The organism is Achromobacter xylosoxidans, from assembly GCF_002192695.1.
Taxonomy (GTDB): Bacteria; Pseudomonadota; Gammaproteobacteria; order Burkholderiales; family Burkholderiaceae_B; genus Achromobacter; species Achromobacter xylosoxidans_C.
Window position 1 is genome coordinate 38,868 of the sequence record NZ_MTLG01000058.1, and the last position, 24,692, is coordinate 63,559.

Annotated in this window: 21 protein-coding genes; 15 read left to right on the forward strand and 6 right to left on the reverse strand. The window is 66.4% G+C overall.

What is annotated here, in order from left to right; all coding sequences use genetic code 11:
* Window positions 1–140 precede the first annotated feature (140 nt).
* The 5 genes from BRO63_RS09605 to BRO63_RS09625 all read left to right on the forward strand — a co-directional run bounded on the left by BRO63_RS09605 (window position 141) and on the right by BRO63_RS09625 (window position 7,007).
* Window positions 141–2,102: a DNA topoisomerase IV subunit B gene (locus BRO63_RS09605; protein WP_088139521.1), complete on the forward strand. Its 1,962-nt coding sequence runs from the start codon at window positions 141–143 to the stop codon at window positions 2,100–2,102.
* Entirely contained in the window at window positions 2,102–2,707 is a 606-nt protein-coding gene (locus BRO63_RS09610) for a YcxB family protein (RefSeq protein ID WP_088139522.1), read from the forward strand. Before BRO63_RS09605 ends, BRO63_RS09610 begins: the two co-directional genes overlap by 1 nt.
* Before the next feature lie 35 nt (window positions 2,708–2,742).
* A complete protein-coding gene (gene parC, locus BRO63_RS09615; protein WP_088139524.1) occupies window positions 2,743–5,073 on the forward strand; it encodes a DNA topoisomerase IV subunit A in 2,331 nt (776 codons plus the stop codon).
* A 114-nt stretch (window positions 5,074–5,187) separates the two neighbouring features.
* Window positions 5,188–5,811: a TetR/AcrR family transcriptional regulator gene (locus BRO63_RS09620; protein ID WP_088139525.1), complete on the forward strand. Its 624-nt coding sequence runs from the start codon at window positions 5,188–5,190 to the stop codon at window positions 5,809–5,811.
* Window positions 5,808–7,007: a DUF418 domain-containing protein gene (locus BRO63_RS09625; RefSeq protein WP_088139527.1), complete on the forward strand. Its 1,200-nt coding sequence runs from the start codon at window positions 5,808–5,810 to the stop codon at window positions 7,005–7,007. The genes BRO63_RS09620 and BRO63_RS09625 overlap by 4 nt, the downstream gene beginning before the upstream one ends.
* On the opposite strand, the gene BRO63_RS09630 is transcribed toward BRO63_RS09625, so the two are convergent.
* The 4 genes from BRO63_RS09630 to BRO63_RS09645 all read right to left on the reverse strand — a co-directional run bounded on the left by BRO63_RS09630 (window position 7,008) and on the right by BRO63_RS09645 (window position 13,258).
* The gene (locus BRO63_RS09630; RefSeq protein ID WP_088139529.1) at window positions 7,008–9,626 is read right to left on the reverse strand and encodes a TRAP transporter permease; all 2,619 of its coding nucleotides are present in this window, start codon (window positions 9,624–9,626) and stop codon (window positions 7,008–7,010) included.
* A gap of 148 nt (window positions 9,627–9,774) precedes the next feature.
* Window positions 9,775–10,779 (reverse strand): TAXI family TRAP transporter solute-binding subunit, encoded by a 1,005-nt coding sequence (locus BRO63_RS09635; RefSeq protein WP_088139530.1) that lies wholly within the window; start codon window positions 10,777–10,779, stop codon window positions 9,775–9,777.
* A gap of 156 nt (window positions 10,780–10,935) precedes the next feature.
* On the reverse strand, window positions 10,936–12,276 hold the full coding sequence (locus BRO63_RS09640) for an aspartate aminotransferase family protein (protein ID WP_088139532.1): 1,341 nt from the start codon (window positions 12,274–12,276) through the stop codon (window positions 10,936–10,938).
* A gap of 49 nt (window positions 12,277–12,325) precedes the next feature.
* On the reverse strand, window positions 12,326–13,258 hold the full coding sequence (locus tag BRO63_RS09645; RefSeq protein ID WP_088139534.1) for a MurR/RpiR family transcriptional regulator: 933 nt from the start codon (window positions 13,256–13,258) through the stop codon (window positions 12,326–12,328).
* Window positions 13,259–13,518: 260 nt separating this feature from the next.
* On the opposite strand from BRO63_RS09645, the gene BRO63_RS09650 reads away from it, so the two are divergent.
* The 6 genes from BRO63_RS09650 to BRO63_RS09675 all read left to right on the forward strand — a co-directional run bounded on the left by BRO63_RS09650 (window position 13,519) and on the right by BRO63_RS09675 (window position 18,368).
* Complete coding sequence (locus BRO63_RS09650; RefSeq protein ID WP_088139536.1) at window positions 13,519–14,067, forward strand: MarR family winged helix-turn-helix transcriptional regulator; 549 nt, start codon at window positions 13,519–13,521, stop codon at window positions 14,065–14,067.
* Window positions 14,064–14,624, forward strand: coding sequence for a diaminobutyrate acetyltransferase (ectA, locus tag BRO63_RS09655; RefSeq protein ID WP_088139538.1), 561 nt, complete (start codon window positions 14,064–14,066; stop codon window positions 14,622–14,624). The genes BRO63_RS09650 and ectA overlap by 4 nt, the downstream gene beginning before the upstream one ends.
* A 123-nt stretch (window positions 14,625–14,747) precedes the next feature.
* A complete protein-coding gene (ectB, locus tag BRO63_RS09660; protein ID WP_088139539.1) occupies window positions 14,748–16,055 on the forward strand; it encodes a diaminobutyrate--2-oxoglutarate transaminase in 1,308 nt (435 codons plus the stop codon).
* Entirely contained in the window at window positions 16,052–16,456 is a 405-nt protein-coding gene (locus BRO63_RS09665; protein ID WP_088139541.1) for an ectoine synthase, read from the forward strand. Before ectB ends, BRO63_RS09665 begins: the two co-directional genes overlap by 4 nt.
* A 17-nt stretch (window positions 16,457–16,473) precedes the next feature.
* Entirely contained in the window at window positions 16,474–17,400 is a 927-nt protein-coding gene (thpD, locus tag BRO63_RS09670) for an ectoine hydroxylase (RefSeq protein WP_088139543.1), read from the forward strand.
* A 95-nt stretch (window positions 17,401–17,495) separates the two neighbouring features.
* Complete coding sequence (locus tag BRO63_RS09675; RefSeq protein ID WP_088139544.1) at window positions 17,496–18,368, forward strand: MOSC domain-containing protein; 873 nt, start codon at window positions 17,496–17,498, stop codon at window positions 18,366–18,368.
* Between the two features lie 23 nt (window positions 18,369–18,391).
* Here BRO63_RS09675 and BRO63_RS09680 read toward each other — a convergent pair whose 3' ends face one another.
* Together BRO63_RS09680 and sugE are read right to left on the reverse strand one after the other, a co-directional pair.
* The gene (locus tag BRO63_RS09680) at window positions 18,392–19,543 is read right to left on the reverse strand and encodes an acyl-CoA dehydrogenase family protein (RefSeq protein ID WP_088139545.1); all 1,152 of its coding nucleotides are present in this window, start codon (window positions 19,541–19,543) and stop codon (window positions 18,392–18,394) included.
* 197 nt (window positions 19,544–19,740) lie between these two features.
* Window positions 19,741–20,058, reverse strand: coding sequence for a quaternary ammonium compound efflux SMR transporter SugE (sugE, locus tag BRO63_RS09685; RefSeq protein WP_013392803.1), 318 nt, complete (start codon window positions 20,056–20,058; stop codon window positions 19,741–19,743).
* Window positions 20,059–20,265: 207 nt separating this feature from the next.
* On the opposite strand from sugE, the gene panD reads away from it, so the two are divergent.
* The 4 genes from panD to BRO63_RS09705 all read left to right on the forward strand — a co-directional run bounded on the left by panD (window position 20,266) and on the right by BRO63_RS09705 (window position 24,531).
* Window positions 20,266–20,634: an aspartate 1-decarboxylase gene (panD, locus tag BRO63_RS09690; protein ID WP_088139547.1), complete on the forward strand. Its 369-nt coding sequence runs from the start codon at window positions 20,266–20,268 to the stop codon at window positions 20,632–20,634.
* 61 nt (window positions 20,635–20,695) lie between these two features.
* Window positions 20,696–21,748: a CDP-6-deoxy-delta-3,4-glucoseen reductase gene (locus BRO63_RS09695; RefSeq protein ID WP_088139549.1), complete on the forward strand. Its 1,053-nt coding sequence runs from the start codon at window positions 20,696–20,698 to the stop codon at window positions 21,746–21,748.
* Window positions 21,749–21,929: 181 nt separating this feature from the next.
* Window positions 21,930–23,186, forward strand: coding sequence for a D-amino acid dehydrogenase (locus BRO63_RS09700; protein ID WP_088139551.1), 1,257 nt, complete (start codon window positions 21,930–21,932; stop codon window positions 23,184–23,186).
* 4 nt (window positions 23,187–23,190) lie between these two features.
* Window positions 23,191–24,531 (forward strand): extracellular solute-binding protein, encoded by a 1,341-nt coding sequence (locus BRO63_RS09705; RefSeq protein ID WP_088139552.1) that lies wholly within the window; start codon window positions 23,191–23,193, stop codon window positions 24,529–24,531.
* Window positions 24,532–24,692 lie beyond the last annotated feature (161 nt).

Consider the following 24,692-nt stretch of genomic DNA (forward strand, 5'->3'; position numbering starts at 1 on the left):
CGACCCGATGCGCTGGCTGTGACTGTCATCATCCTACCGAATTTGGAGCTGCTCAGGTCGTGCTCATCCCACTGGGAGCCGCGCAGAATCTAGGCTTATCCGTAAAATGTCGGTTTTTTTCCACAGATGTTGGGGATAACTTGGCCACTCCACGTTACACCGAGGCGTCCATACGCGTCCTGAAGGGACTGGAGCCCGTGCGCCAGCGCCCGGGCATGTACACCCGAACCGAAAACCCTCTGCACGTCGTGCAGGAGGTCATTGATAACGCCGCAGACGAGGCATTGGCCGGCTACGGCAAGCAGATCCAGGTCACGCTGCACATCGACGGCAGTGTTTCCGTCGAGGACGACGGGCGCGGCATTCCCGTCGGCTTGCATCCCGAAGAACACGCTCCCGTGGTGGAGCTGGTGTTCACCCGCCTGCACGCCGGCGGCAAGTTCGACAAGGCGGGCGGCGGCGCCTATGCCTTCTCCGGCGGCCTGCACGGCGTCGGCGTGTCCGTCACCAACGCCCTGGCCACGCGCCTCGAGGTGGTGGTGTGGCGCGACGGCGCCGTCAACCGCCTGGTGTTCAAGGGCGGCGACGTGGCCGAGCCCCTGGCGCCCTACGACCAGGGCGGCCGCAAGAAATCCGGCACCCGCGTGCGCGTGTGGCCGGACGCCAAGTATTTCGACAGCCCCAACATTCCGCTGGGCGAGCTGACGCACCTCCTGCGCAGCAAGGCCGTGCTGCTGCCGGGCGTCAAGGTGTCCCTGGTCAATGAGAAGACCGGCGACACCAAGACCTGGCAGTACCAGGACGGCCTGCGGGGCTATCTGTCCGAAGCGCTGTCCGGGGCGGAGCTGATGGTGCCGTTCTTCGAAGGCGAACAGTATGCCGGGGCCGACCATGAGAACTTCGCCGAAGGCGAGGGCGCCCAGTGGGTGGTGGCCTGGACCGAGGACGGCAACGCCGTGCGCGAGTCCTACGTCAACCTGATCCCCACGCCGGCCGGCGGCACCCATGAGTCCGGTCTGCGCGAAGGCCTGTTCGGCGCGGTCAAGGGTTTCGCCGAGCTGCACAGCCTGCTGCCCAAGGGCGTCAAGCTGCTGCCCGAAGACGTGTTCGCGCGCGCCAGCTTCGTGCTGTCGGCCAAGGTGCTGGATCCGCAGTTCCAGGGCCAGATCAAGGAACGCCTGAACAGCCGCGACGCGGTGCGCCTGGTCGGCGGCTTTTCCAAGAGCGCGCTGGACCTGTGGCTGCACAGCAACGTCGAGTACGGCAAGAAGCTGGCCGAACTGGCCATCCGCCAGGCCCAGGCGCGCCAGCGCTCGGCCCAGAAGGTCGAAAAGCGCAAGAGCTCGGGCGTGGCCGTGCTGCCGGGCAAGCTGACCGATTGCGAGTCCAGCGACGCGACCCGCACCGAAGTCTTCCTGGTCGAGGGCGACTCCGCGGGCGGTTCCGCCAAGATGGGCCGCGACAAGGAATTCCAGGCCATCCTGCCGCTGCGCGGCAAGGTGCTCAATTCCTGGGAAGTGGACCGCGACCGGCTCTTTGCCAACAACGAAATCCATGACATTTCCGTCGCCATCGGCGTGGACCCGCACGGCCCTGGCGACACGCCGGACCTGTCGGGCCTGCGCTACGGCCGCATCTGCATCCTGTCCGATGCGGACGTCGACGGTTCGCACATCCAGGTGCTGCTGCTGACGCTGTTCTACAAGCACTTCCCCAAGCTGGTCGAAGCCGGCAACGTGTTCGTGGCCAAGCCGCCGCTGTTCCGCCTGGACGTGCCGGCGCAGGGCAAGCGTCCGGCGCGCAAGATCTACTGCCTGGACGAAGGCGAGCTCGAGGCCGCGCAGGACAAGCTGCGCAAGGAAGGCGTGCGTGAAGGCGCGTGGGCCGTCAGCCGCTTCAAGGGCCTGGGTGAAATGAATCCCGAGCAGCTCTGGGAAACCACCATGAACCCGGATACGCGCCGCCTGCTGCCCGTGGGCTACGGCGACCAGACGCCCGAAGACACCACCCGCATGTTCGACATGCTGATGGGCAAGGGCGAGTCCTCGCAGCGCCGCGCCTGGATCGAAGAGAAGGGCAATCTGGCGGAGCTGGACATCTGATGGCCGCGTCCGCGCCCGGCTCGGCCCGCATGGACGTCCAGATGACGGCAGACGACTACGCCGACTTCGCCGCTTATGTGTACAAGCGGCCGGAATTGCGCCGCCGCCGCTACCGCTCCCATCTGCGTTTCGCGGTCCTGATGATCGTGGCCCTGCTGGCCTACCTGATCTGGCAGACCTGGGACGGCAATGCGCCGAACTGGGGGCGGATCCTGCCCGTGTACTTCCAGGGGCTGGCGGTGGGCCTGGGCATCCTCGCGCTGCTGGCGCTGGCCTACGAGTATGTCCTGCCCTCGCTGGTCAGGATGAACACGCGCCGCATGCTGAAAAGGCAGCCCGACGAGCTGTTCCTGGGCCGCCATCAGCTGGATTTCGGCGCCGAGGGCATCACGGATACCACTGCCACCGCCTCCGGACGCATGGACTGGTCCGATGTGCGGCGGGTCGAGGAAACGCCGCAACATCTCTATGTCATTCTCGGCACCTTGCAAGGCGTGATCATTCCCAAGCGCGGGCAGGACGCCGCCACGCTGGATGCGGTGCGGACCCAGTTGCGCGCGCATGTCGCCGATACGCAGCTGATGTCGTCCGCGCAGGCGTTGTGACGCCGTTTCGATGAAATTGTCTACCTGAATACATCATGACCGACAGCAATCAACCCGGCTTGTTCGATTCCAACCCGCCCGGCGGCGATGGCGACGGCGACGCCGCCATCACCCTGGCGCGCTACGCCGAGCAAGCCTATCTGGACTATGCCGTTTCCGTGGTGCGCGGCCGCGCCCTGCCGGACGTGGGCGACGGGCAGAAACCCGTGCAGCGCCGCATCCTGTACGCCATGCAGGCGATGGGGCTGGCGGCCGGCGCCAAGCCCGTGAAGTCCGCGCGCGTCGTCGGCGACGTGCTGGGCAAATACCATCCTCATGGCGACCAGGCCGCCTACGACGCAATGGTGCGGATGGCGCAGGACTTCTCCCTGCGCTATCCGCTCATCGACGGCCAGGGTAACTTCGGTTCGCGCGACGGCGACAACGCCGCGGCCATGCGATACACGGAAGCCCGCCTCACGCCCATCGCCAAGCTGCTGCTGGACGAGCTGGACGAGGGCACCGTGGACTTCGTGCCCAACTACGACGGCAGCCAGCAGGAACCGCAGATGCTGCCGGCGCGCCTGCCCGTGATGCTGCTCAACGGCGCCTCGGGCATCGCGGTCGGCATGGCCACCGAGATCCCGCCTCACAACCTGCGTGAAGTGGCGCAGGCCTGCGTGGCGCTGATCAAGCATCCGCAACTGCCGGACGCCGAGCTGCATGCCCTGATTCCGGGCCCGGACTTCGCGGGCGGCGGGCAGATCATCACCCCGGCCGCGGACATCGCCCAGATCTATGCGGGCGGCCGCGGCTCGCTCAAGGTGCGCGCGCGCTGGCAGTTCGAGGAAATGGCGCGGGGCCAGTGGCAGCTGGTGGTCACCGAACTGCCGCCCGGCACCTCGGGCCAGAAGGTGCTGGAAGAGATCGAGGAAATCACCAATCCCAAGGTCAAGACCGGCAAGAAGAGCCTGACGCCCGAGCAGACGCAGGCCAAGGCCGTGATGCTGAACCTGCTGGACGCCGTGCGGGACGAGTCGGGCAAGGACGCCGCCGTGCGCCTGGTCTTCGAACCCAAGACCTCGCGCGTGGACCGCGACGAATTCGTCAACACGCTGCTGGCGCAGACCAGTATGGAAAGCAGCGCGTCCATCAACCTGGTGTGCATCGGCACCGACGGCCGGCCGCGCCAGAAGGGCCTGCGCGACATCCTGGTCGAGTGGCTGGCGTTCCGCACCAATACCGTGGTGCGCCGCACGCGCTTCCGCCTGGACAAGGTCATCGACCGCATCCACGTGCTGGAAGGCCGCATGGTCGTCTACCTGAACGTGGACGAAGTGATCCAGACGATCCGCGAATCCGACGAGCCGCGCGCCGCGCTGATGGAACGCTTCAAGCTGTCCGAACGGCAAGCCGAGGACATCCTGGAAATGCGCCTGCGCCAGCTGGCGCGCCTGGAAGGCTTCAAGATTGAACAGGAACTGGCCGACAAGCGCGAAGACCAGGTACGCCTGCAGGAACTGCTGGACAATCCCGCCACGCTCAAGCGCCTCTTGATCAAGGAGATCGAGACCGACGCCAAGCAATACGGCGACGACCGCCGCACGCTGATCGAGACCGCCGAACGCGCCGTGCTCGAAACCAAGGTGCTGGACGAACCCGTCACCGTGATCGTGTCGCAAAAGGGCTGGCTGCGCGCCCGCCAGGGCCACGGCCACGACGCCGCGCAATTCGGCTTCAAGCAGGGCGACGATATGTACGGCGCCTTCGAGTGCCGCACCACCGACACGCTGATCGCCGTGGGCGACAACGGTCGCGTCTATTCGGTGCCGGTCGCCGGGCTGCCTTCGGCCCGCGGCGACGGCCAGCCGGTCACCACCATGATCGACCTGGGCAGCGGCACGCGCATCGTCCACACGATAGCGGCCGCGGCCGACAGCCGCTGGCTGCTGGCCACGCGCGGCGGCTATGGCTTTGCCGCCAAGCTGTCCGACATGGTCAGCCGCCAGCGCGCCGGCAAGCAGTTCATCACCCTGGAAGAGGGCGACGAACTCCTGCGTCCGGTGCCGCTGTTCGATGGCGCCAAGCAATTGGCGCTGCTGTCGCACAAGGGCAAGTTCCTGGTCTTCGGCCTGGACGAGGTCAAGACGCTTTCCGGCGGCGGCCGCGGCACCATCCTGATGGGGCTGGACGGCACCGACAAGCTGGACCAGACCGTGCCCATCGGCGCGGGCGGCCTGCGCGCCGCGGGCATCTACCGCAACAAGCACACCGAGGACATCCTGGCGGGCGATGCGCTGGCGCCTTACATCGGCAAACGCGCCCGCAAGGGCCGGGCGCTGGACGTGCGGCCCAAGCAGCCGGTGCTGTCGCCGGTGCTCGGCTAGGCATTTGGACGGACAGGCAAGGGAATGGCGGGCTGTGGCCCGCCATTTTTTCGTCTGTTGACTGGCCCTATGATCCCGGTATTTAATAGATAGACCATTCAGTCTATTAATAAAATGCGCAAGATCGACCCCATCAAGCAGCAGGAGCGGCGCAGCCAGATACTGGCCGCCGCGGCAGAGTGCTTTGCCGAGCAGGGCTTCCATTCGACCTCCACGGCGCAGATCTGCGCCCGCGCCGGCATGAGCCCGGGCAACCTGTTCCACTACTACGGCAGCAAGGCCGAGATCATCGAAGCGATGATCGCGTCGGATACCGAGTCGGCGCGCGAGCTCATGCGGCTAGCGTGCGCCGCGTCCGACTCCAGGCGGGCGCTGGCGGACTGGGTCGCCGCGCAGCTGGCACAGCATCAGGATCCCGCCTACGTCCGGCTGGGCATGGAGATCCTGGCCGAGGCCGTGCGCAATCCGCGCGTGCATGCGCTGGTGATGGAGAACGAGGCCGAGCGCAAGGCTGGCCTGGTGGCTTTGCTGGAAACGCTGTGGGCGCAACGCACGCCGCCGCAGCCCGCGGCCGAGATGGCCGACACGCTGTTGCTGCTGCTGGACGGCGTCTACAGCCGTTCGGTGGTGGATCCCGCGTTCGGCGCGGCAGCGGGTAGCCGGCTCCTGGAGCAGGCCTTGCTGCGCTGCCTGCCCGGCGACGCCGAGCCGGACGCAGCCGCAGGGAGGCAGGCATGAACGCGCCGGCAACCCACGCGCGGCTGGCACAGGTCGATGCGCTGCGCGGCTTCGCGCTGTTCGGCATCCTGGTGGTCAACATCGGCGTGTTCTCCTCGCCGTTCTACGGCGCGGGCATCGCCGACCCGGCCTATTCGCAGCCGCTGGACCTGGCCGTGCGCTGGCTGATCGCCTGGCTGTTCGAGACCAAGTTCTACCTGCTGTTCTCGTTCCTGTTCGGCTACAGCTTCACCCTGCAGATGGCGGCCGCCGAACGCAGCCAGGCGGCTTTCGCGCCGCGTTTCCTGCGGCGGCTGATGGGCCTGGCTTTGCTGGGGATGGCGCACGCCGTGCTGTTCTACCAGGGCGACATACTCCTGACCTATGCATTGCTGGGACTTGCGCTGCTGTTGTGCCGACGGATGGAGCCGCGGCGGGCGCTGCGCATTTCGCTGTGGCTCATCGTGCTGACGGCGGCGCTGTGGGCCATCCTGGGCGCGCTGAGCTATCTGGACCCGGTGCCGCCTGGGTACGAGGCGCAGTATCACGCGGATGCCCTGGCGGCGATCGACGCGTACCGCGGCACCGTAGGCACGACCATCGCGCAGCATGTGAAGGAACTCACCGGCGGCGTGTGGTTCACGGTGCTGTTCGTGCAGGGGCCGTTCGCGTTCGCCATGTTCCTGGCGGGCTATGCGCTGGGCCGCCGCAACGCGCTGGCGGATCCCTGGCGCGAGCCGCGGGCGCTGTGGCTGCTGTGCGCGTTGGGCCTGATACCGGGCCTGGCCGGTTCCGCGCTATATGCCTTCACGTCGCTGCCGTCGGCGGGCGTGGCCTGGGAATTGCCAGGGCTGGCGGCGGACCTGCTGACCGCGCCGCTGCTCAGCATGTCATACGCGGCGGCCTTGCTGCTGGCCATGCGCACGGGGCCCGGCGCGCGGCTGGCGGGCTGGCTGGCGCCGGCCGGGCGGATGGCGCTGAGCAACTACCTGATGCAATCGGTCGTCTGCGCCTTCTTGTTCACAGCCTGGGGCCTGCGCCTGTTCGCCTCGGTCTCACCGCTGGCGGCGTTCTGCATCGCCGTGGCGCTATTCGCGGCGCAGTTGCCGCTGTCCGCCTGGTGGCTGCGGCGCCACGCCTACGGTCCGGTGGAGTGGTTCCTGCGCGCGCTCACCATCGGCGCGTGGCCGGCCTGGTGGCGCGCGCGGGCGGACTGATCAGACCGGCTTGGCGCGCAGCTGGCCGACGGCGGCGCCGCCGTCGCGCCGGCCCTGGCGCGCCCACATGCCCGCCAGCAGCAGCAACGCGGGCACATAGACCCAGAAGTCGGACCAGCGCTGCGGGTTGGGCGCCTTCACTTCCAGCACGTCCCAGCCTTGTTCCCAGCCGGCGCGCTGGGCGCGGCTGCCAAAGCGCACGCCGCCGATCTGCATCTGGTCGCCCAGGCTCATCAACGTCAGCCCGGCCTCGGCCAGGCGCTTGCGGCCCGCGTCCTGCCCGCCTGGGTTGTCGGTCAATTCGGGCAGGGCGACGGCCACGGTCTTGGTCAGCTCGTCGCTTTCCAGGTTGATGCCGCGCAGGACTACCGTCAGCCGTCCGTTGTCGGGCAGCGCGCCCGCGATGGCCTGCATCTCGGACGCCGGGCGGCTTTCATGGCGCGGCGCAAAATGGTCCATGAACCAGTCCGGGCGGAACAGCATGAACGTGACCAGCAGCAGCACGCCGACTTCGGCCAGGGTGCAGCGCACGCGGAACCAGCGCATGGTGGCGGCGGCGAAGGTCAGCGAGGCCAGCGTGGCGCCAGCCACCACCAGGGCCAGCTCCCAGCCATAGGTGACGTCGATCAGCAGCAGCATGGGATTGAACACGAACATGAACGGCAGGATGGCCGTGCGCGCCGCGTAGGTCACGCCCTGGATGCCGGTCTTGATCGGATCCTCACCCGAGATGGCCGCGGCCGCGAACGTGGCCAGGCCGACGGGCGGCGTAATGTCGGCCATGATGCCGTAGTAGAAGACGAACATGTGCACCGCGATCAGCGGGATCACCAGGCCGCTCTGTGCGCCCAGTTCCACCACCACGGGGGCCATCAGCGTCGCCATCAGGATGTAGTTGGCCGTGGTCGGCATGCCCAGGCCCAGGATCAGGCACACCACCGCGGTGAAGATCAGCATCAGCAGCACGTTGCCCATCGATACCAGCTCGACTAAGGCCGTCATGCGCAGGCCCAGGCCGGTGAGGGTAATGGCCCCCACGATCAGTCCCGCGGTGCCGCAGGCGATGGCGATGCCTATCATGTTGCGGGCGCCGTCCTCCAGGCCGCCGATGGCGTCGCGCCAGCCCTGGCGCCAGGGCGCGGACAGCGGCTGCTGACGGAACCAGGCGATCAGCGGCCGCTGCGTCACCATCTGGAACAGCATCGCCATCGCCGCCCAGAACGCCGACAACCCGGCCGACAGTTCTTCCACGCTCAGGCACCAGACCAGGATGCCGATGGGAATCAGGAAGTACAGCCCGGCGCGCACCGTGGGCCAGGGCTGCGGGCGCACCGGATGATTGATGTCGATGTCCTGCGGCAGGTCCGGGTGGCGCGCCGCCACGCGCAGCAGCCAGAGATAGAGCACGGCCAGGATGGCCAGCAGCACCCAGATGGCGGCGGCGCCCGCCAGCGCCTGCACGCCCGTGCCTATCCAGTAGACCGCGCCCATCACCAGCAAGGTGCCACTGATGCCCATGCCCCAGCCGGCCAGCTTCTGCAGCGCCGTGCGCGCGGGCCCCGAGGCCATCATGGGCTGGATGCCCAGTTTCAGCGCTTCCAGGTGGACGATGTAGAACAGCGCGATGTAGGAGATCGCGGCCGGCAGGATCGCGTGGCGGATGATGTCGGTGTAGGGGATGCCGACATACTCGATCATCAGGAAGGCGGCAGCGCCCATGACGGGCGGCATGATCTGGCCGTTGACGGACGAGGCGGTTTCGATGGCCCCGGCGCGCACGCCGCCGTATCCGGCCTTCTTCATGAGCGGAATCGTGAAGATGCCGCCCGTCACCACGTTGGCCACCGAAGACGCCGACACCAGGCCGTTGACGGCGGAGGACACCACCGCCACCTTGGCCGGCCCGCCGCGCAGGTGCCCCAGCAGCGCGAACGACACCTGCATCATGTAGTTGCCGGCGCCGCACTTGTCCAGCATGGAGCCCAGCAGCACGAAGATGAAGATGTACGACACCGACACGCCCAGCGCCACGCCATAGACGCCTTCCGTTGTCAGCCACATGTGCGACATCAGGCGTTCCAGTGAAGCGCCGCGGTGCGCCAGCACGTCGGGCAACCAGGGGCCGGCCAGGGCATAGGCGACGAACACCAGGCCCAGCACCGTCATGGGCAGGCCGAGCGCGCGGCGCGTCACTTCCAGCAGCAGCGCCAGGCCGATCGCGGCAGTGGCCACGTCCATGGTCGTGGGCTGGCCGGGACGGCCCGCCAGTTCGTTGTAGAACAGGTACAGATAGCTGCCGCAGAAGCCCGCCATCAGCGCCAGCGCCCAGTCGTACCAGGGCATGCGGTCGCGCGCCGAGCGCTTGCTGGCGGGGTAGGCCAGGTAGCCCAGGAACATCGCGATGCCCAGGTGCAGGGCGCGGGCCTCGGTATCGTTGAAGATGCCCCAGTTCAGCGAGAACGGCAGCGGCGATGCGTACCAAAGCTGGAAGACGGACCAGATCAGCGCGCCCGCGGCCAGCGTGGCGCCCGCCAGGCCGCGCACATTGCGGCCTCCGCGGTCGGCGTCGGCGACCAGCTGTTCCAGGTCCGGGGCCGGCGTATGCGGCTCTTTATTCATGAAATTCCCCTACGTGTCATGGCGCGCGCCGGCGGCGCGGCGCGCGTTGAGTCCCCGCGCTTGCTGTGCGCCAGGGACGGCAGCCTGCGTGGCCGGGCCGGGCCGGGCTCCGCAGGCGTGCCGTTTCAGCGGCCCTGGGGCCCGGGCCTCAGAGCAGGCCCTTTTCCTTGAAGTACTTCTCGGCGCCCGGGTGCAGCGGCGCCGACAGCCCGTTCTTCACCATGTCCGCCGCCTTCAGGTTGGCGAACGCGGGATGCAGCTTCTTGAAGTCGTCGAAGTTGTCGAACACCGCCTTGACCACGGTGTAGACCGTGGCCTCGGGCACGTCGGCCGAGGTGACGAAGGTGGCGGTCACGCCATAGGTCTTGGTTTCGGCCGGGTTGTTCGGATAGAGCCCGGCCGGAATCGAGGCGTGGGCGTAGTACGGGTACTTCTCGACCAGCTTGTCCACGGCGGGGCCGGTCAGCGACACGAGCTTGGCGCCGCAGCTGGTGGTGGGGTCCTGGATGTTGGCCGAGGGGTGGCCCACTCCGTAGAAAAAGCCGTCGATCTTGCCGTCGCACAGTGCCGAGCCGTGTTCGTCGGGGCGCAGCTCGGACGCCAGCGAGAAATCCTTCAGCGTCCAACCCATGGTGCTCAGCAACTCCTCCATCGAGGCGCGCGTGCCCGAGCCGGGGTTGCCGACGTTGAAGCGCTTGCCCTTCAGGTCTTCGAAGCTCTTGATATTGGCTTCCTTGCGCGTCACGACGGTGAACGGTTCGGGGTGGATGGAGAACACCGAGCGCAGCTTGGCGTATGGCCCGGCCTGCTTGAACTGGCCCTCGCCCTTGTAGGCGTTGAAGCCCACGTCGGACTGCACCACGCCCAGGTCCAGCTCGCCGGCCTTGATGGTGTTGGCGTTGAACACCGAGCCGCCGGTCGATTCGACCGAGCAGCGGATGCCGTGGCTGGAGCGGTCTTTATTGACCAGGCGGCAGATGGCGCCGCCGGCGGCATAGTAGACGCCGGTGACGCCGCCCGTGCCGATGCTGACGAACTTCTGTTGGGCGGCGGCGGGCGCCGGCGCCGTGGACAGCAATGCCGTGGCAAGGCCCGCGGCTGCGAGCGTCCAGGCGTTGCGATGGCCCAAGGGGTGTTTGACGGACGTGGTCATGCAAACTCCTTTTGGGGTTTTTCCCCGTGATATTGCCGGTCTTGGCCGGCGGTTGGTGCGCCCCGCGAGCCGCGGAGCACCCTGTGCGTATCATCACGAGCCCGCGTCAGGCGGGCGGCGCGGCGCAATCCCTTGCGCCGCGCTTGCAGCAGGCGGCTAGGCGCGCGCCTGCGCGATAGCGGCGTCGATGGCGCCGCTCAGACGTTCGGTCAACTGGTCCAGCTCATCGTCGGAAATGATGAAGGGCGGGGCGAGCAGCACGTGGTCGCCCTGGCGGCCGTCGATGGTGCCGCCCATCGGATACACCATGAGGCCGCGCGCCATGGCCTCGCGCTTGATACGCGCGTGCAGCGACAGCGCGGGATCGAAAGTCTGTTTGCTGGCGCGGTCCTGCACCAGCTCGATGCCCATGAAGAGGCCCCGGCCGCGGATGTCGCCGACGTGCGGATGCGCGCCCAGCGCGCTGTCCAGCCGTTGGCGCAAGCCCGCGCCCTGCGCTTGCACGCGCGCCAGCAGACCGTCGCGCCGGATCACGTCCTGCACGGCGAGCGAGGCCGCGCAGGCGATCGCATGGCCCAGATAGGTGTGGCCATGCTGGAAGAAGCCGCTGCCTTGCTGCATGGCGTCCACGATGCGCTGCTGCACCATCACCGCCCCGATGGGTTGATAGCCGCCGCCCAGGCCCTTGGCGATGGTGATCAGGTCGGGCGTGACGCCTTCCTGCTCCACGGCGTACAGCGTGCCGGTGCGGCCCATGCCGCACATGACTTCGTCGGCGATCAGCAGCACGCCGTGGCGGTCGCAGACTTCGCGGATGCGGCGGAAATAGCCCGGCACCGCCGTGACGGCGCCGGCGGTGGCGCCGACCACGGGTTCGGCCACGAAAGCCATCACCGTGCCGGGGCCCAGGCGCTCGAAGGTCTGCTCCAGCTCCTGCGCCAGGCGTTCGCCGTATTGTTCGGCGCTTTCGTCCTCGCGCTGGTCGCGGTAGGCATAGCAGGGCGACACGTGCTCGACTTCGATCAGGAGCGGCGCGAACTGCGCGCGGCGCCAGGCGTTGCCGCCCACCGCCAGCGCGCCCAACGTGTTGCCGTGATAGCTCTGGCGCCGCGCCACGATGTGGCGGCGTTCCGGCTGGCCTATTTCCACGAAGTACTGGCGCGCCATTTTCAGCGCCGCCTCGACCGCTTCCGAGCCGCCCGAGACGAAGTAGGCGTGGGAGATGCCTGGCGGCGCGTCGGCCACCAGGCGTTCGGCCAACCGTTCCGCGACCTCGGTGGTGAAGAAGCTGGTGTGGGCATAGGCCAGCGCGTCGATCTGCGCGTGCATGGTGGCCTGGATGTCGGGGTGGTTATGCCCCAGGCAGGAGACCGCCGCGCCGCCCGAACCGTCGAGGTAGGAGCGGCCGGCGCTGTCATAGACCCACACGCCCTGGCCGCGTACCGCGACGGGGGGCGTCTGGCGCAATGAACGATGCATGACGTGGGTGTGGCTCATGGGGCAATTCCGCAATGCAGGAGGTTTGAAGGCGAATTCGGGCAGGGTGTCAGGCGGGGCGGCGCGGCGGGGCGCTGCTCCAATAAACGTTGTCGTTGAGCAGGCGCTGTTCCACCTCGGTCAGGCGGTTCAGCACCTCGTCGCCGCCGCGGGCGGTCAGACGCGCGATCAGGTGTTCGGCCAGGCCCAGCAGGCCGGCCGTGGTGTGGAAGAACGAACCGGGCCCCTGGCGCGCCGGGCGGGCCCGCACGCCTTCGCGGTCCGGGGGCGCGAAGCGCAGCACATGCCGGGCTTCGACGGCCAGCGGCGACAAGGGATCATCGGTCAGCGCGATGAGCGCCACGCCGCGCTGCGCGGCCTGTCGCGCCAACTGCACGGTGGCGGTGGGATAGGGCGCTTGCGAAATCACGATCAGCGCGTCGCCGGTTCCCAGGTTGTCGGCCTGCTCGGCCGGCGCGCCGCCCAAACCGTCTATGAGGACGCTGTTGCGCCGCACCAGCTGGTAGGCGTAGCGCATCTGGAAGGCAATGCCGAAGGCCGAGCGCGTGCCCAGGAAGCCGACCTGCCTGGCTTGCAGCAGGGTCTGCACGGCGGCATCGAAGGCGGAAGGCGGATTCAGCGCGCAGACGGAACTCATGGCCTGGATCTGGTAGTCGGTGAGCACGTCGTGCCCGGGCGCGGCGGGGTCTCCCGCCGCGGCCTGCAGGGCGGCCGCGCGCTCGCGCAGCCCCGGCGCGGCTTGCCCCGCCAAAGCCTGCTGGAACGGCTGGCGGAAGTCCTCGTAGCTGGAAAAGCCGACAGCCCGCGCCAGCCGCAACATGGTTGCCGGCGCCACCCCCAGGGTCTGCGCCTGGCGCCGCATGGACCACAGGCCGACCTCGGCGGGATGCGCCACGACCCAATGCGCCGCCCGCTGCAGTTCCGGCGGCAGTTGTTCCAGTTTTTCCTGGAGGGTCAGAAGGAGTTCGGACGGCAGGGACATCTACGGCGGCAGGTTTTCATAAAAAACAGATGATAAATCTGCGTTGTATAAAAAAACATATGTTTTTCTAGGGATTTCCACCTAGAGCAAAGAGCCGAACAGCTAAGGCGCCGCGCAGGTAAGTCCTTGAAATTAGCTGTCATCCTCCGCAAATCAGCATCCATTTACTTACATCGTGCAACGGGATTTTTGTTTGACGGGAATGAATCGTGCGCATATCATTTGTGTAGAAATGAATTTGACCGAACCTTCTTTTTCCCATGACTGACGCCGCGAAATCCGATCCTTCACAGCAATACGATTTGCGCATCTTGCGGGCGCTGCGCCGCATCACGCGCTCCATCGCCTTGCATTCGCGCCAGCTGTCCGCCGTCAGCCACATCACGGCGCCGCAGTTGATGTGCCTGCGCACCGTGATCGCCAACGGTCCGATGACGGCCACCGCCATCAGCCGCGAAATGCACGTCAGTCCGAGCACCGTGGTCGGGATCCTGGATCGCCTGGAGGACAAGGGCTTGATCCGCCGCGAACGCGGCCGCGAAGACCGCCGCATCGTATTCGTCACGGCCACCGACGCGGGCCGCGACCTGGCGCAAGGCGCGCCGTCGCCGCTGCAAAAGCACCTGGCCGACGCGCTCAACGCCCTGCCCGAACTGGAACAGGCCACCATCACGCTGTCCCTGGAGCGCATCGTGGCGCTCATGGAACAAGATGGCCAGGCCGCCGTCGACACGCATGGCGACGTGTCATCGCCCATCCTTGAAGTGCCCACGGGCGGGGCGCCCCCTGAATCAGGAATCGTTGCATGAGAAAAAACGAACTGGATACCCCAACCCTCTCAAGTGCCGTGGCGCCGGCGGTCAGCGCGCAGACCCATACCATGCGTCTGCCCGACCGCAAAGACGGCGCCGCCATCCACCGCCTCATTTCCGAGTGCCCGCCGCTCGACCTGAATTCCCTCTACGCGTACTTGCTCCTCGCTGAGCATTTCCGCGACACCTGTGTCCTGGCCGAAAGCGCCGGCGGACGCATCGACGGTTTTATCTCCGCATACGTGATCCCGGACCGGCCCGACACCTTGTTTGTCTGGCAGGTCGCGGTGCACACCCGCGCACGCGGCCATCGACTGGGCCGCGCCATGCTCCGCGAGCTCTTGCGCCGCAAGGGTCTCGAGCATGTCCGCTATCTCGAAACCACGGTGGGGCCTGACAACCAGGCATCGCGCCGCAGCTTTGCCGGCCTGGCCGGCGAACTCGGTGCCCACGTCTCCGAGCAGCCGTTCTTTGACCGGCAGCTTTTCGGCGGCGCGGACCATGACGACGAGATGTTGTTGAGGATAGGTCCGTTCGCCTTGCCGGCGCCCTAGGGGCGGCGCAAGCCCAGCGGTCTTATCGAATTACCGGGATGGTTGGCCGATCCGGATGCGCAAGCGCACCCGGAGGGGTTCTGGCCGTCCGTCCACTCATGAGATGAAAAGGGAGGATTAATCATGGACTTGAAGATCTTTGACCGGATGGAGTCGGAGGTACGGGGCTACATCCGGTCGTTCCCCGTGATATTCAGCCAGGCCAGGGGCTCGACCCTGATCGATGAGGACGGCACCGAATACATCGATTTCTTCAGCGGTGCCGGCACGCTGAACTATGGCCACAACAATCCTGTTCTCAAGGAAAAGCTGCTGGAGTACGTCCAGTCGGACGGCGTGGTGCATGGCCTGGACATGGCCACCAGCGCGAAGAAGCGTTTCCTGGAGACGGTGGACCGCGTGCTGCTCAAGCCGCGCAACTGGCAATACACCTTGCAGTTCACCGGCCCCACCGGCACCAACGCGGTCGAAGCCGCGCTGAAGATCGCGCGCCAGGTGAAGGGGCGTCCCAACGTCATCTCTTTCACCCATGGTTTCCACGGCGTGAGCGGCGGCTCGCTGGCGGTGACGGCCAACATGAAGTTCCGCGAGGCGTCCGGCTATGCGCTGGGCAACACCACCTTCATGCCCTACGACGGATACTTCGGTCCGGACGTGGACACCATGGCCTATCTTGAACGCATGCTGGAGGATCCCAGCAGCGGCATGGACAAGCCGGCCGCCGTCATCGTGGAGACGGTGCAGGGCGAAGGCGGCGTCAACGTGGCGACGCTGCGCTGGCTGAAAGAACTGGAAAAGCTGTGCAAGCGCCACGACATGCTGCTGATCGTGGACGACATCCAGGTCGGCTGCGGCCGCACCGGCACCTTCTTCAGCTTCGAGGCCGCCGGCATCCGGCCCGACATCATCACCTTGTCGAAGTCCTTGTCCGGCTTCGGCCTGCCGATGTCGCTGGTGTTGATGAAGCCCGAGCTGGACGTCTGGAAGCCCGGCGCCCACAGCGGCACCTTCCGCGGCAACAACCTGGCTTTCGTCACGGCGACCCAGGCGCTGGAAACCTACTGGGCCAACACCGCCTTCACCGCCGAGATCCAGCGCAAGGAGCGCCAGGTGCGCGACTGGCTGGAGAACCTGGTGCACAGCTATCCCAACGCCGGCCTGTCGGTACGCGGCCGCGGCCTGATCCAGGGCCTGGTGTGCAACGCCACGCCCGCGCTGGCCAACCGCATCGCGCAGAACGCCTTCAAGAAGGGCGTCGTGATCGAAACCTCGGGCGCGCACGATGAAGTGCTGAAGCTGCTGCCCGCCCTGACCATCGAGGAAGAGCTGCTGGGCAAGGGCCTGGACGTGATCGAAGCCAGCGTTGCGGAAGCGCTTGCCGAAGAAGGGCAGTCCGCCCGCATCCTGAAATTTGGAGGAAAACGTCAATGATCGTACGCAATGTCAAAGATGTGATCGGCACCGCCGACGAAGTCCGCACCGACACCTGGGTCAGCCGCCGCGTGCTGCTGAAGAAGGACGGCATGGGCTTCTCCTTTCATGAGACCACCATCTTTCCGGGCGGCCGCACCCACATCCACTACAAGAACCATCTTGAAGCGGTGTGGTGCATCGAAGGCGACGGCTCTATTGAGACCATCGCCGACGGCAAGAAGTACGAATTGGGGCCCGGCGTGGTCTACGCCCTGAACGAAAACGACGAGCACTGGCTGTGCGGCGGCAAGGAGCCGCTGCGCGTCATCTGCGTCTTCAACCCGCCGCTGACCGGCCAGGAAGTGCATGACAAAGAAGGCGTCTACGCCTTGCCTGAAGCCGAAGCCCAAGCGGCCTGAAATACAAGGAGGTTCGCATGATCTCACCTGCACAGGATCCGTACGCCTCCCGTACGGATCGAAGTTCCGCCATCATCGCCCGCCAGGATCCGGTGGTCTATGAAAACGGCCAGTACGCTGGCGCATTGAACGCCGGCCAGGTCGAGCAATACGAGCGCGACGGCTTCATCCTGCTGGAGAACCTGTTCTCCGAAGATGAAATCCGCGCGTTGTCCACCGAGGTCGAGCGCATGACGCGCGACCCCTCGATCGTCCGCCGCGAAGAGTCCATCACCGAGCCGGGCAGCAATGCGGTGCGCTCGATCTTCATGGTGCACGTGCTCAACCCCATCCTGTCGCGCCTGGTGCGCGATCCGCGGCTGGTCAACGTGGCGCGGCAGATCCTGGGTTCCGAGGTGTATATCCACCAGTCGCGCGCCAACATGAAGCCCGGATTCAAGGGCAAGGAGTTCTACTGGCATTCCGACTTCGAGACCTGGCACGTCGAGGACGGCATGCCGGCGATGCGCGCGCTCAGCTGCTCGGTGCTGCTGACCGACAACAACGAGTGCAACGGCCCCCTGATGCTGGTGCCTGGATCGCATCGCCAGTTCATCTCTTGCGTGGGCGAAACGCCGAATGAACACTACAAGCAGTCGCTGAAGAAGCAGGAATACGGCGTGCCGGATCCGGTCAGCCTGCAGCTGCTGGTGGAGCAGGGCGGCATCCGCTCCATGACGGCCAAGGCTGGGTCGGTGGTGTTCTTCGACTGCAACACGATGCACGGCTCCAACAGCAACATCTCGCCGTGGCCGCGCGCCAACGTGTTCATGGTCTACAACAGCATGGAAAACACGCTGAACCCGCCCAAGTACGGCCTGACTCCGCGTCCTGAGCACATCGCGACGCGCAAGGGATTCAAGGCGGTCACGCCGCTGGATACCCTGAAGCTGGTCGGAGGCTGAGCCTCCTGTGAAAATGCCCAGGCGCCCCCTGGGCATTTTTCTTGCGGGCGTCTGCTATTCTCTGCGCACTTCGCCTCATCGAGATCCCGCACGTCATGTCCGCCCGCATCCTCAGCCTGCACATCTACCCGGTCAAATCCTGCGCGGGCATCGCGCTGAACGAATCGCCCATCGACCGCGCAGGACTGGCCCACGACCGCCGCTGGATGCTGATCGGCGCCGACGGCCAGTTCATGACGCAGCGGCAATGGCCCGCGATGGCGCTGATCCGCACGGCGCTCACCGCACAGACCTTGCGCCTGTCCGCGCCGGGCATGCCCGATCTGGACGTTGCCCTGGACGGATCGGGACTGGAACAAGAGGCGCAGTCCGTGGCCGTGTGGAGCGATGCCACTTCCGGCCGGCGCGAAAGCGCGGCGGCCGGGCAGTGGTTTTCCGACTTCCTCAAGACGCCGTGCCGTCTGTACAAGGTGGACGCGGCCGCGCAACGCAACGCCAAGCCGGACTGGGTGTCGCGCTGGGTGGATGCGCATCCCGACCTGGCCGAACCGTTCGCGGGCCAGCATTGCTTCGGCTTTGCCGACGGTTTCCCGCTGCTGGTGGCCAACCAGGCGTCGCTGGACGATCTGAACGCGCGCCTGCGGGCCAAGGGCGTGGCGCCGGTGCCGATGGACCGCTTCCGGCCCAATATCGTGGTCGAGGGCGAATGGGAAGCCTTTGAGGAAGACCACACCGCCATGATCGAGGCTGCGGGCGTGAAGATGGCTTTCGTCAAGCCTTGTACCCGTTGCTCGATTCCCGATATCGACCAGAACACCGCCCAACAGTATGAAGAGCCTGGCCGCACACTGGCCGGCTACCGCAATCTGGAAATCGGCGTGGTGTTCGGCCAGAACGCCATCCTGGACGCGCCCGAGGGCGCGCGCCTGAAGGTGGGTGACGAGGTCGGGATCGAACTCGATTTCTGATCCCGGCCCCGCTGCCGAGGCGGCTACACGCCCATTTGCTTGGCGATGATGCTGCGCATGATCTCGCTCGTGCCGCCGCCTATCGGGCCTACCCGGGCATCGCGGAAGTACATCTGCATTTCGTTCTCCATCATGTAGCCCGCGCCGCCCATGATCTGGATGCCCATGTCGGCGCACTTGCAGTTGTTTTCGGTCGCGACGACCTTGGCGATCGCGGTCTCGGAGGTAGGCTGCAGGCCGGCGTCGAGCATATCGGCCACCCGGTAGGTCAGCACCCGCGTGGTCTCGGCCATGATCTGCATGTCGGAGAACTTGTGCGCCACCGCCTGGTATTGGCCTATCGGCTTGCCGAACTGCGTCCGGCTGTCCGCGTATTCCTTGGCGGAGTCGATGATGCGCTGGATGTTGCCGCTGGCGGCGGCCGACAGGCAGAGGCGTTCCAGATTCAGTCCGCGCATCAGGCCGTTCCAGCCGCCATTCAGGGTCCCGAGCATGTGCGCGGCAGGCACCCGGACATTGTCGAAAAACACCTCGTTGGTATGGATCATCCGCCGGCCCAGGGCCTTGAGCGGCTGGATCGTTACCCCCGGCGCGTCGGCGTCGACCATGAACAGGGTGATGCCATGGCGCCCCGCGTCGCGGTCTGTCTTGGTTGCAACCACCAATTGGTGGGCGACATGCGCGCAGGTGATGAATACCTTCTGGCCGTCGATGACGTAGTCGTCCGCGTCCTGCACCGCTCTCGTGCGGATGGCGCTGACATCGGATCCCGCCTCGGGTTCCGTCAGGCATAGGGCCATGCGCGTCTTGCCGCTGATGATGCGGGGCAGGATCCTGTTTTTTACCGCTTCCGATGCGCCATGGCTGATCTGCATGCCGCCATAGACCACGGTCGCCAGGTATGCCGACGCCATCTGCGCATTGTGATAGGCGACCGCCTCGATGAAGATCGCCAGATCCTTGAAGGAGCCGCCGCTGCCGCCAAAGTCCGCGCCATAGGGCAGGCCCATCCAGCCGGCCCGCGCCAACGCGTCGTAGGCTTCGAAAGGGAATTCGCTCGCATCGTCGAGTTCGCGGATCTTCTCCCGGGGCAGCGCCTGTTCAAGCAGGGGCAGCACGCTGGCGCGGATCATGCGCTGAAACTCGGTCAGTTGGTAATCGTCGGGCAGGCTCACGTTTCTTACTCCCATTGATGTGGTGCCGATCTGGTATGCAAGTACCGTGCCACCCGCGTCCTTCTGCCAGGGAAGGGGCGGTTCAACGAGGGGAAAGGGGAGATGCGCGGCGACATGTGCGCCGTGCGCACATTCGTGTCGCCGGGAAGAAACGGGGCTGGCAGGCGGCAGGGACCGCGCCGCCCGCCGCCGGGGCCTTAAGCCGAGGACAGCTTCAGGCCCACCAGGCCCAGCACGATGAGGGCGACGCTGGCGATGCGCATCCAGCTGGTGGACTCGCCGAACAGCACGATGCCGGCCACGAAGGCGCCGATGGTGCCTATGCCCACCCAAACCGCATAGGCGGTGCCCAGGGGCAGGGATTTCATCGCCACCGCCAGCAGCCAGACGCTGATGGCCATGCCCCCGGCGGTGATGGCCGACGGCCAGAAGCGGGTGAATCCGTGGGTGTACTTCAGGCCTACGGCCCAGACGATTTCGAACAGGCCTGCGAGTACCAGGATGATCCAGGTCATTGCGACTCCTACGCGTGGTTGCCGGCATGCCGCCGGCGCGAGGGGCCGTCCCCAGAATCAAACGCACCGGCCGTCCGGCCGCGCACGGCAACGGGCCGTCCCGCTGCGGCAAAAATTATAGAATACCGGGTTCATACGGCAAAACCGGGTGCCGGGCATCACTCTTGCAACACTTCGCGTTCCGGGCGCGAAACCAGGATATTTATCATGCAACGCATCATGCTGCGGGCAAAACTGCACCGCGCTACGGTCACCGAAGCCGACCTTCACTACGAAGGGTCTTGCGGCATCGACGAAGACTTGCTCGACGCCGCCGGCATGCGCGAGTTCGAACGCATCGAGCTCTACAACGTCACCAACGGCGAACGCTTCGATACCTACATCATCAAGGCGGCCCGCGGCAGCGGCGCCATCTCCTTGAACGGCGCCGCCGCGCGCCGCGCACAGGTCGGCGATCTGCTGATCATCTGCACCTACGGCCCGATGTCCGAAGCCGATTCGGCCACGCACAAGCCGCAGGTGGTCCTGCTGGACGACGCCAACCGCGTCAAGGAAATCCGCAAGTTCCCGGCCTGAGGCCGGCCCGGGCGGAGCGCTTCGCGAGGGGCGTTCCGCCAAAACCCTGAACCGTTTCATCATGAGCTTCCAGGTCATCATCCAACCCAGCCAGCACCAATTTCCGGCCGAACCCGGCCAGACCGTGCTCGATGCCGCGCTGGCCGCTGGCATCGTCCTGCCGTACAGCTGCCGCAACGGCGCCTGCTCCACCTGCAAGGGCCGCGTGGTGTCCGGGGAGTTCGATGCGGGGCAGTATCCCGCGCAGATTCTTTCGCCCGAGGAGCTGGCCGACGGCTACACGTTGTTCTGCCAGGCCCGGCCCGAATCCGACATGGTGGTCGAATCCACCGAAGTCCGCCTGGCCAGCGACATCCAGATCCGCAAGCTGCCTTCGCGCGTGCAGGCGCTGGAGCGCGTGGCCCCGGACGTCACGGTGATCAAGCTGCAGCTGCCCGCCTCCGAGCAGTTCCGCTACTACGCCGGCCAGTACATCGAGGTCATCCTGAAGGACGGTCGCCGGCGCAGCTATTCGATGGCCGGCGCGCCGCACACCGGCAGCCCGCTGGAACTGCATATCCGGCACATGCCGGGCGGCGTGTTCACCGACCACGTGTTCGGCGCCGGCGACACGCAGATGAAAGAGCGCGAAATCCTGCGCCTGGAAGGGCCTTTCGGCTCGTTCTTCCTGCGCGAAGACAGCGACAAGCCGGTCGTGCTCCTGGCGAGCGGTACGGGCTTCGCCCCGGTCAAGGCCATCGTCGAGCACATGATCCACAACAACATCAAGCGTCCCGTGGCGCTGTATTGGGGGGGACGCCGTCCGCGCGACCTCTACATGGACGCGCTGGCGCAATCGTGGGCCGGCATGCTGCCCGACTTCCGCTACGTGCCGGTGGTGTCCAATGCCCTTCAGGAAGACGGCTGGACCGGGCGCACCGGCTTCGTCCACGAAGCGGTCTTGCAGGACATCGCCGACCTGTCGGGCCATCAGGTCTACGCCTGCGGCACGCCGCTGATGGTGGATGCGGCAAGGCGCGAATTCAGCGTCCAGAACGGGCTGCCGCCAGAAGAGTTCTACGCCGATGCCTTCACGTCCGAAGCGGACCTGGCGCGGGCCGCGGCCCAGTCTTGAGTAACAGGGCATGAGCGAACGGGGGTGGAACGAGCGGGCCTGGAAAGGTTTGTGACTTCCGCCCCTTTTTATTCCGTAGGCGCGGGCAAAGCGCCAGGGTAAACTGCCGTGGCAGCAGCTTGCCATGGATCGTGGACATAGGGTCGGCGAACCGAGCTGGCACGCAAGGAGCAATGCGGGCATGAAAGTAGCGGTATTGGGTGGCGGCATCATCGGAATCTCCAGCGCCTGGTGGCTGAACCAGGCCGGCCATGACGTCGTGGTCATAGATCGCTGCACCGGTCCCGCCCAGGAAACCAGCCTGGCCAATGGCGCCCAGATCTCGGTGTCCTACGCCGAACCGTGGGCCAACCCGCAAGCGCCGCTCAAGCTCCTCAAGTGGATGTTCCAGGATGACGCCCCGCTGCTGTTCCGTCCGCAGCTGGACTGGCGGCAATGGATGTGGGGCCTGGCGTTCCTGCGCGAGTGCCTGCCCGGCCGCCTGGCTCCCAATATCCGCGCCATGGTCCGCATGGCGGAATACAGCCGGGCGACCCTGCGCGGCATGCGCACGGAACTCGGCATCCAGTACGACCACCTGGAACGCGGCATCCTGAATTTCTACCGCGATCCGCACGAATTCGAAAATTCGCAGCGCGCCGCGGGCCTGATGCGCGATTTCGGCGTGGAGCGCCGCGTGGTGTCGGCCGATGAGGTCATCGCCATCGAGCCCGCGCTGGCGCCGCACCGCCAGACCATCGTCGGCGGCGACTACACGCCCGAGGACGAAAGCGGCGACGTGCACCTGTTCACCGTGGCCCTGGCCGAGCGTTGCGCCCAGGCGGGCGTCGAATTCCGCTACAGCACGCGCGCCACGCGCCTGCTGACCGCGGGCGGCACGGTGCAAAGCGTTGAAATCATCGAACCCGACGGCCGCTACGGCGTCTTGTCGGCCGATGCCTACGTCGTGGCGATGGGCAGTTTCAGCCCGTACCTGCTGCGGCCGCTGGGCGTGCCCTGCAATGTCTATCCGGCCAAAGGCTATTCCGCGACTTTCCCGGTAATCAAGCCGGACGCCACGCCCACGGTCAGCCTGACGGACAGCAGCCACAAAGTCGTTTTCTCGCGCCTGGGCGACCGGCTGCGCATGGCTGGAACCGCCGAGCTGTCGGGCTATTCCCGCAGCCTGAACACCGGACGCTGCGAAGCCATGACCCGCCTGGCGCGCGAACTCTTTCCCGACGCGCTCGATTTCGAGCGCGTCAGTTACTGGTCGGGCTTGCGCCCGTCCACTCCCTCGAACGTGCCCATCATCGGCCGCAGCCGTATCCCCAACCTGTACGTCAACACAGGACACGGTACGCTCGGCTGGACCATGGGCGTTGGCTCGGGCCGGGCCTTGGCCGATCTGCTCAGCGGAAGGCGGCCGGAACCGGAATTTCCTTTTCTTGGTCTGTGAACCTATGAAGAATCTGCAATTGGCGGGCGTTGCCCGCGCGATGTTCGCCAGCCGGCGCGCATGGTTGTTCGGCGCCGCCATGGCGATGGCCGGTGCGGCGAATGCCGCGGCGGTCGAGATCCAGGTCTGGCACACGCTGACCGACGCAAACAAGGCCGAGTTCGAAAAGCTCGCCAAGCAATACAACAAAGAGCAGGACCAGGTCCGCGTGACGCTGCGCGGCTTCGCCTCGTCCAGCGCGCTGGAACAGGAAGCCGTCACGGCGGTCAAGGCCAAGAAGGGCCCGAACCTGCTGCAGCTGACCGATAACCACTCGCCTGAAGTCGTCGCCCAGCACAAGGCCGTGCTGCCGCTGTACGAACTGCTGGCCAAGTACCCGATCAAGGACCTGAACTGGTTCGTGCCCGCCACCAGCAGCTTCACGCGTGACAGCAAGGGCCGCCTGCTGGCCTTCCCCTGGATGGCCGAAGTGCCGGTGATGTTCTACAACACCGCCGCCTACAAGAAGGCCGGCCTGGATCCCAACAAGCCCGCGCGCACCTGGACCGCCCTGCAAGGCGAGCTGCTGAAGCTGCGCGACGTGGCCGACATCGACTGCCCCTACGCCTCCAGCGACCAGGTCACGGTCCATCTGGAGAACCTGGCGCCGATCAACAACCAGCAGTTCACCAGCAACAACAACGGGCTGGATGCGGTCACCAAGAAGTCGGCCGCGCCGGCCATGCAGTTCGACACGCTCTACATGCGCCACATCTCGCTGATGGTGAGCTGGAAGCGTTCGCTGCTGTTCATGGCGCATTCGGGCGACAACGCCAGCGACAAGCTGTTCGCCAAGGGCGAATGCGCCGTGCTGACGGCGAACACTGGCGCGTTCGGCCAGTTCCTCAGCACCAAGTCGCTGTCCTTCGGCGTGGCGCCGCTGCCGTACTACGACCAGGTCACCAAGGACGGCGGCAAGCCCTTCGTGAGCGGGTCGGCGCTGTGGGCGCTGGAAGGCCATCCCCAAGCCGAGGAAAAGGCCACCGCCCAGTTCCTGGCCTGGCTGTCCAAGCCCGTCATCGCGGCGGAATGGCATCAGCGCACTGGCTACCTGCCGCTGACCGAGGCCGCTTTCCGCGCCTCGGACGTGTCGTTCTATGACCGCATTCCGGGCGTCCAGGCGCTGATTGCCTCCATGCGCACCAACCCCACGGCCAACAGCCGCGGCTTCCGCATGGCCAACTACGAGCGCATCGAGCCGGTGTTGAACCAGCAGCTCAACGAGGCTTTCGAAGGCAAGGTGCCGCCGGTCGCGGCGCTGAACAACGCCGCCACCCAGGCGCGCAGCATCGCGGCGCAACGCTGATCCAGGCGGGCGGCGCAAGCGCCGCCACGTTCTGATGCAAACCCGGTCTCTGGACCGGGTTTTTTTTCGTCCGGCCGCCGCGCGACCAAACCATCCATGCGTACATGCCAGTCTGGTGACCCTGGGGCCGCTCATCCACCATGCCTCCCATGCGTATCGAT

Bases quoted from the DNA above. Each gene is read 5' to 3' on its own strand.
- BRO63_RS09645 (WP_088139534.1), bottom strand. From the start codon at position 13,258: ATGTCCCTGCCGTCCGAACTCCTTCTGACCCTCCAGGAAAAACTGGAA.
- BRO63_RS09705 (WP_088139552.1), top strand. From the start codon at position 23,191: ATGAAGAATCTGCAATTGGCGGGCGTTGCCCGCGCGATGTTCGCCAGC.
- BRO63_RS09630 (WP_088139529.1), bottom strand. From the start codon at position 9,626: ATGAATAAAGAGCCGCATACGCCGGCCCCGGACCTGGAACAGCTGGTC.
- BRO63_RS09625 (WP_088139527.1), top strand. From the start codon at position 5,808: ATGAACGCGCCGGCAACCCACGCGCGGCTGGCACAGGTCGATGCGCTG.
- panD (WP_088139547.1), top strand. From the start codon at position 20,266: ATGCAACGCATCATGCTGCGGGCAAAACTGCACCGCGCTACGGTCACC.
- ectB (WP_088139539.1), top strand. From the start codon at position 14,748: ATGGACTTGAAGATCTTTGACCGGATGGAGTCGGAGGTACGGGGCTAC.
- sugE (WP_013392803.1), bottom strand. From the start codon at position 20,058: ATGACCTGGATCATCCTGGTACTCGCAGGCCTGTTCGAAATCGTCTGG.
- ectA (WP_088139538.1), top strand. From the start codon at position 14,064: ATGAGAAAAAACGAACTGGATACCCCAACCCTCTCAAGTGCCGTGGCG.
- thpD (WP_088139543.1), top strand. From the start codon at position 16,474: ATGATCTCACCTGCACAGGATCCGTACGCCTCCCGTACGGATCGAAGT.
- BRO63_RS09635 (WP_088139530.1), bottom strand. From the start codon at position 10,779: ATGACCACGTCCGTCAAACACCCCTTGGGCCATCGCAACGCCTGGACG.
- BRO63_RS09610 (WP_088139522.1), top strand. From the start codon at position 2,102: ATGGCCGCGTCCGCGCCCGGCTCGGCCCGCATGGACGTCCAGATGACG.
- BRO63_RS09665 (WP_088139541.1), top strand. From the start codon at position 16,052: ATGATCGTACGCAATGTCAAAGATGTGATCGGCACCGCCGACGAAGTC.
- BRO63_RS09650 (WP_088139536.1), top strand. From the start codon at position 13,519: ATGACTGACGCCGCGAAATCCGATCCTTCACAGCAATACGATTTGCGC.
- parC (WP_088139524.1), top strand. From the start codon at position 2,743: ATGACCGACAGCAATCAACCCGGCTTGTTCGATTCCAACCCGCCCGGC.
- BRO63_RS09695 (WP_088139549.1), top strand. From the start codon at position 20,696: ATGAGCTTCCAGGTCATCATCCAACCCAGCCAGCACCAATTTCCGGCC.
- BRO63_RS09640 (WP_088139532.1), bottom strand. From the start codon at position 12,276: ATGAGCCACACCCACGTCATGCATCGTTCATTGCGCCAGACGCCCCCC.
- BRO63_RS09675 (WP_088139544.1), top strand. From the start codon at position 17,496: ATGTCCGCCCGCATCCTCAGCCTGCACATCTACCCGGTCAAATCCTGC.
- BRO63_RS09700 (WP_088139551.1), top strand. From the start codon at position 21,930: ATGAAAGTAGCGGTATTGGGTGGCGGCATCATCGGAATCTCCAGCGCC.
- BRO63_RS09620 (WP_088139525.1), top strand. From the start codon at position 5,188: ATGCGCAAGATCGACCCCATCAAGCAGCAGGAGCGGCGCAGCCAGATA.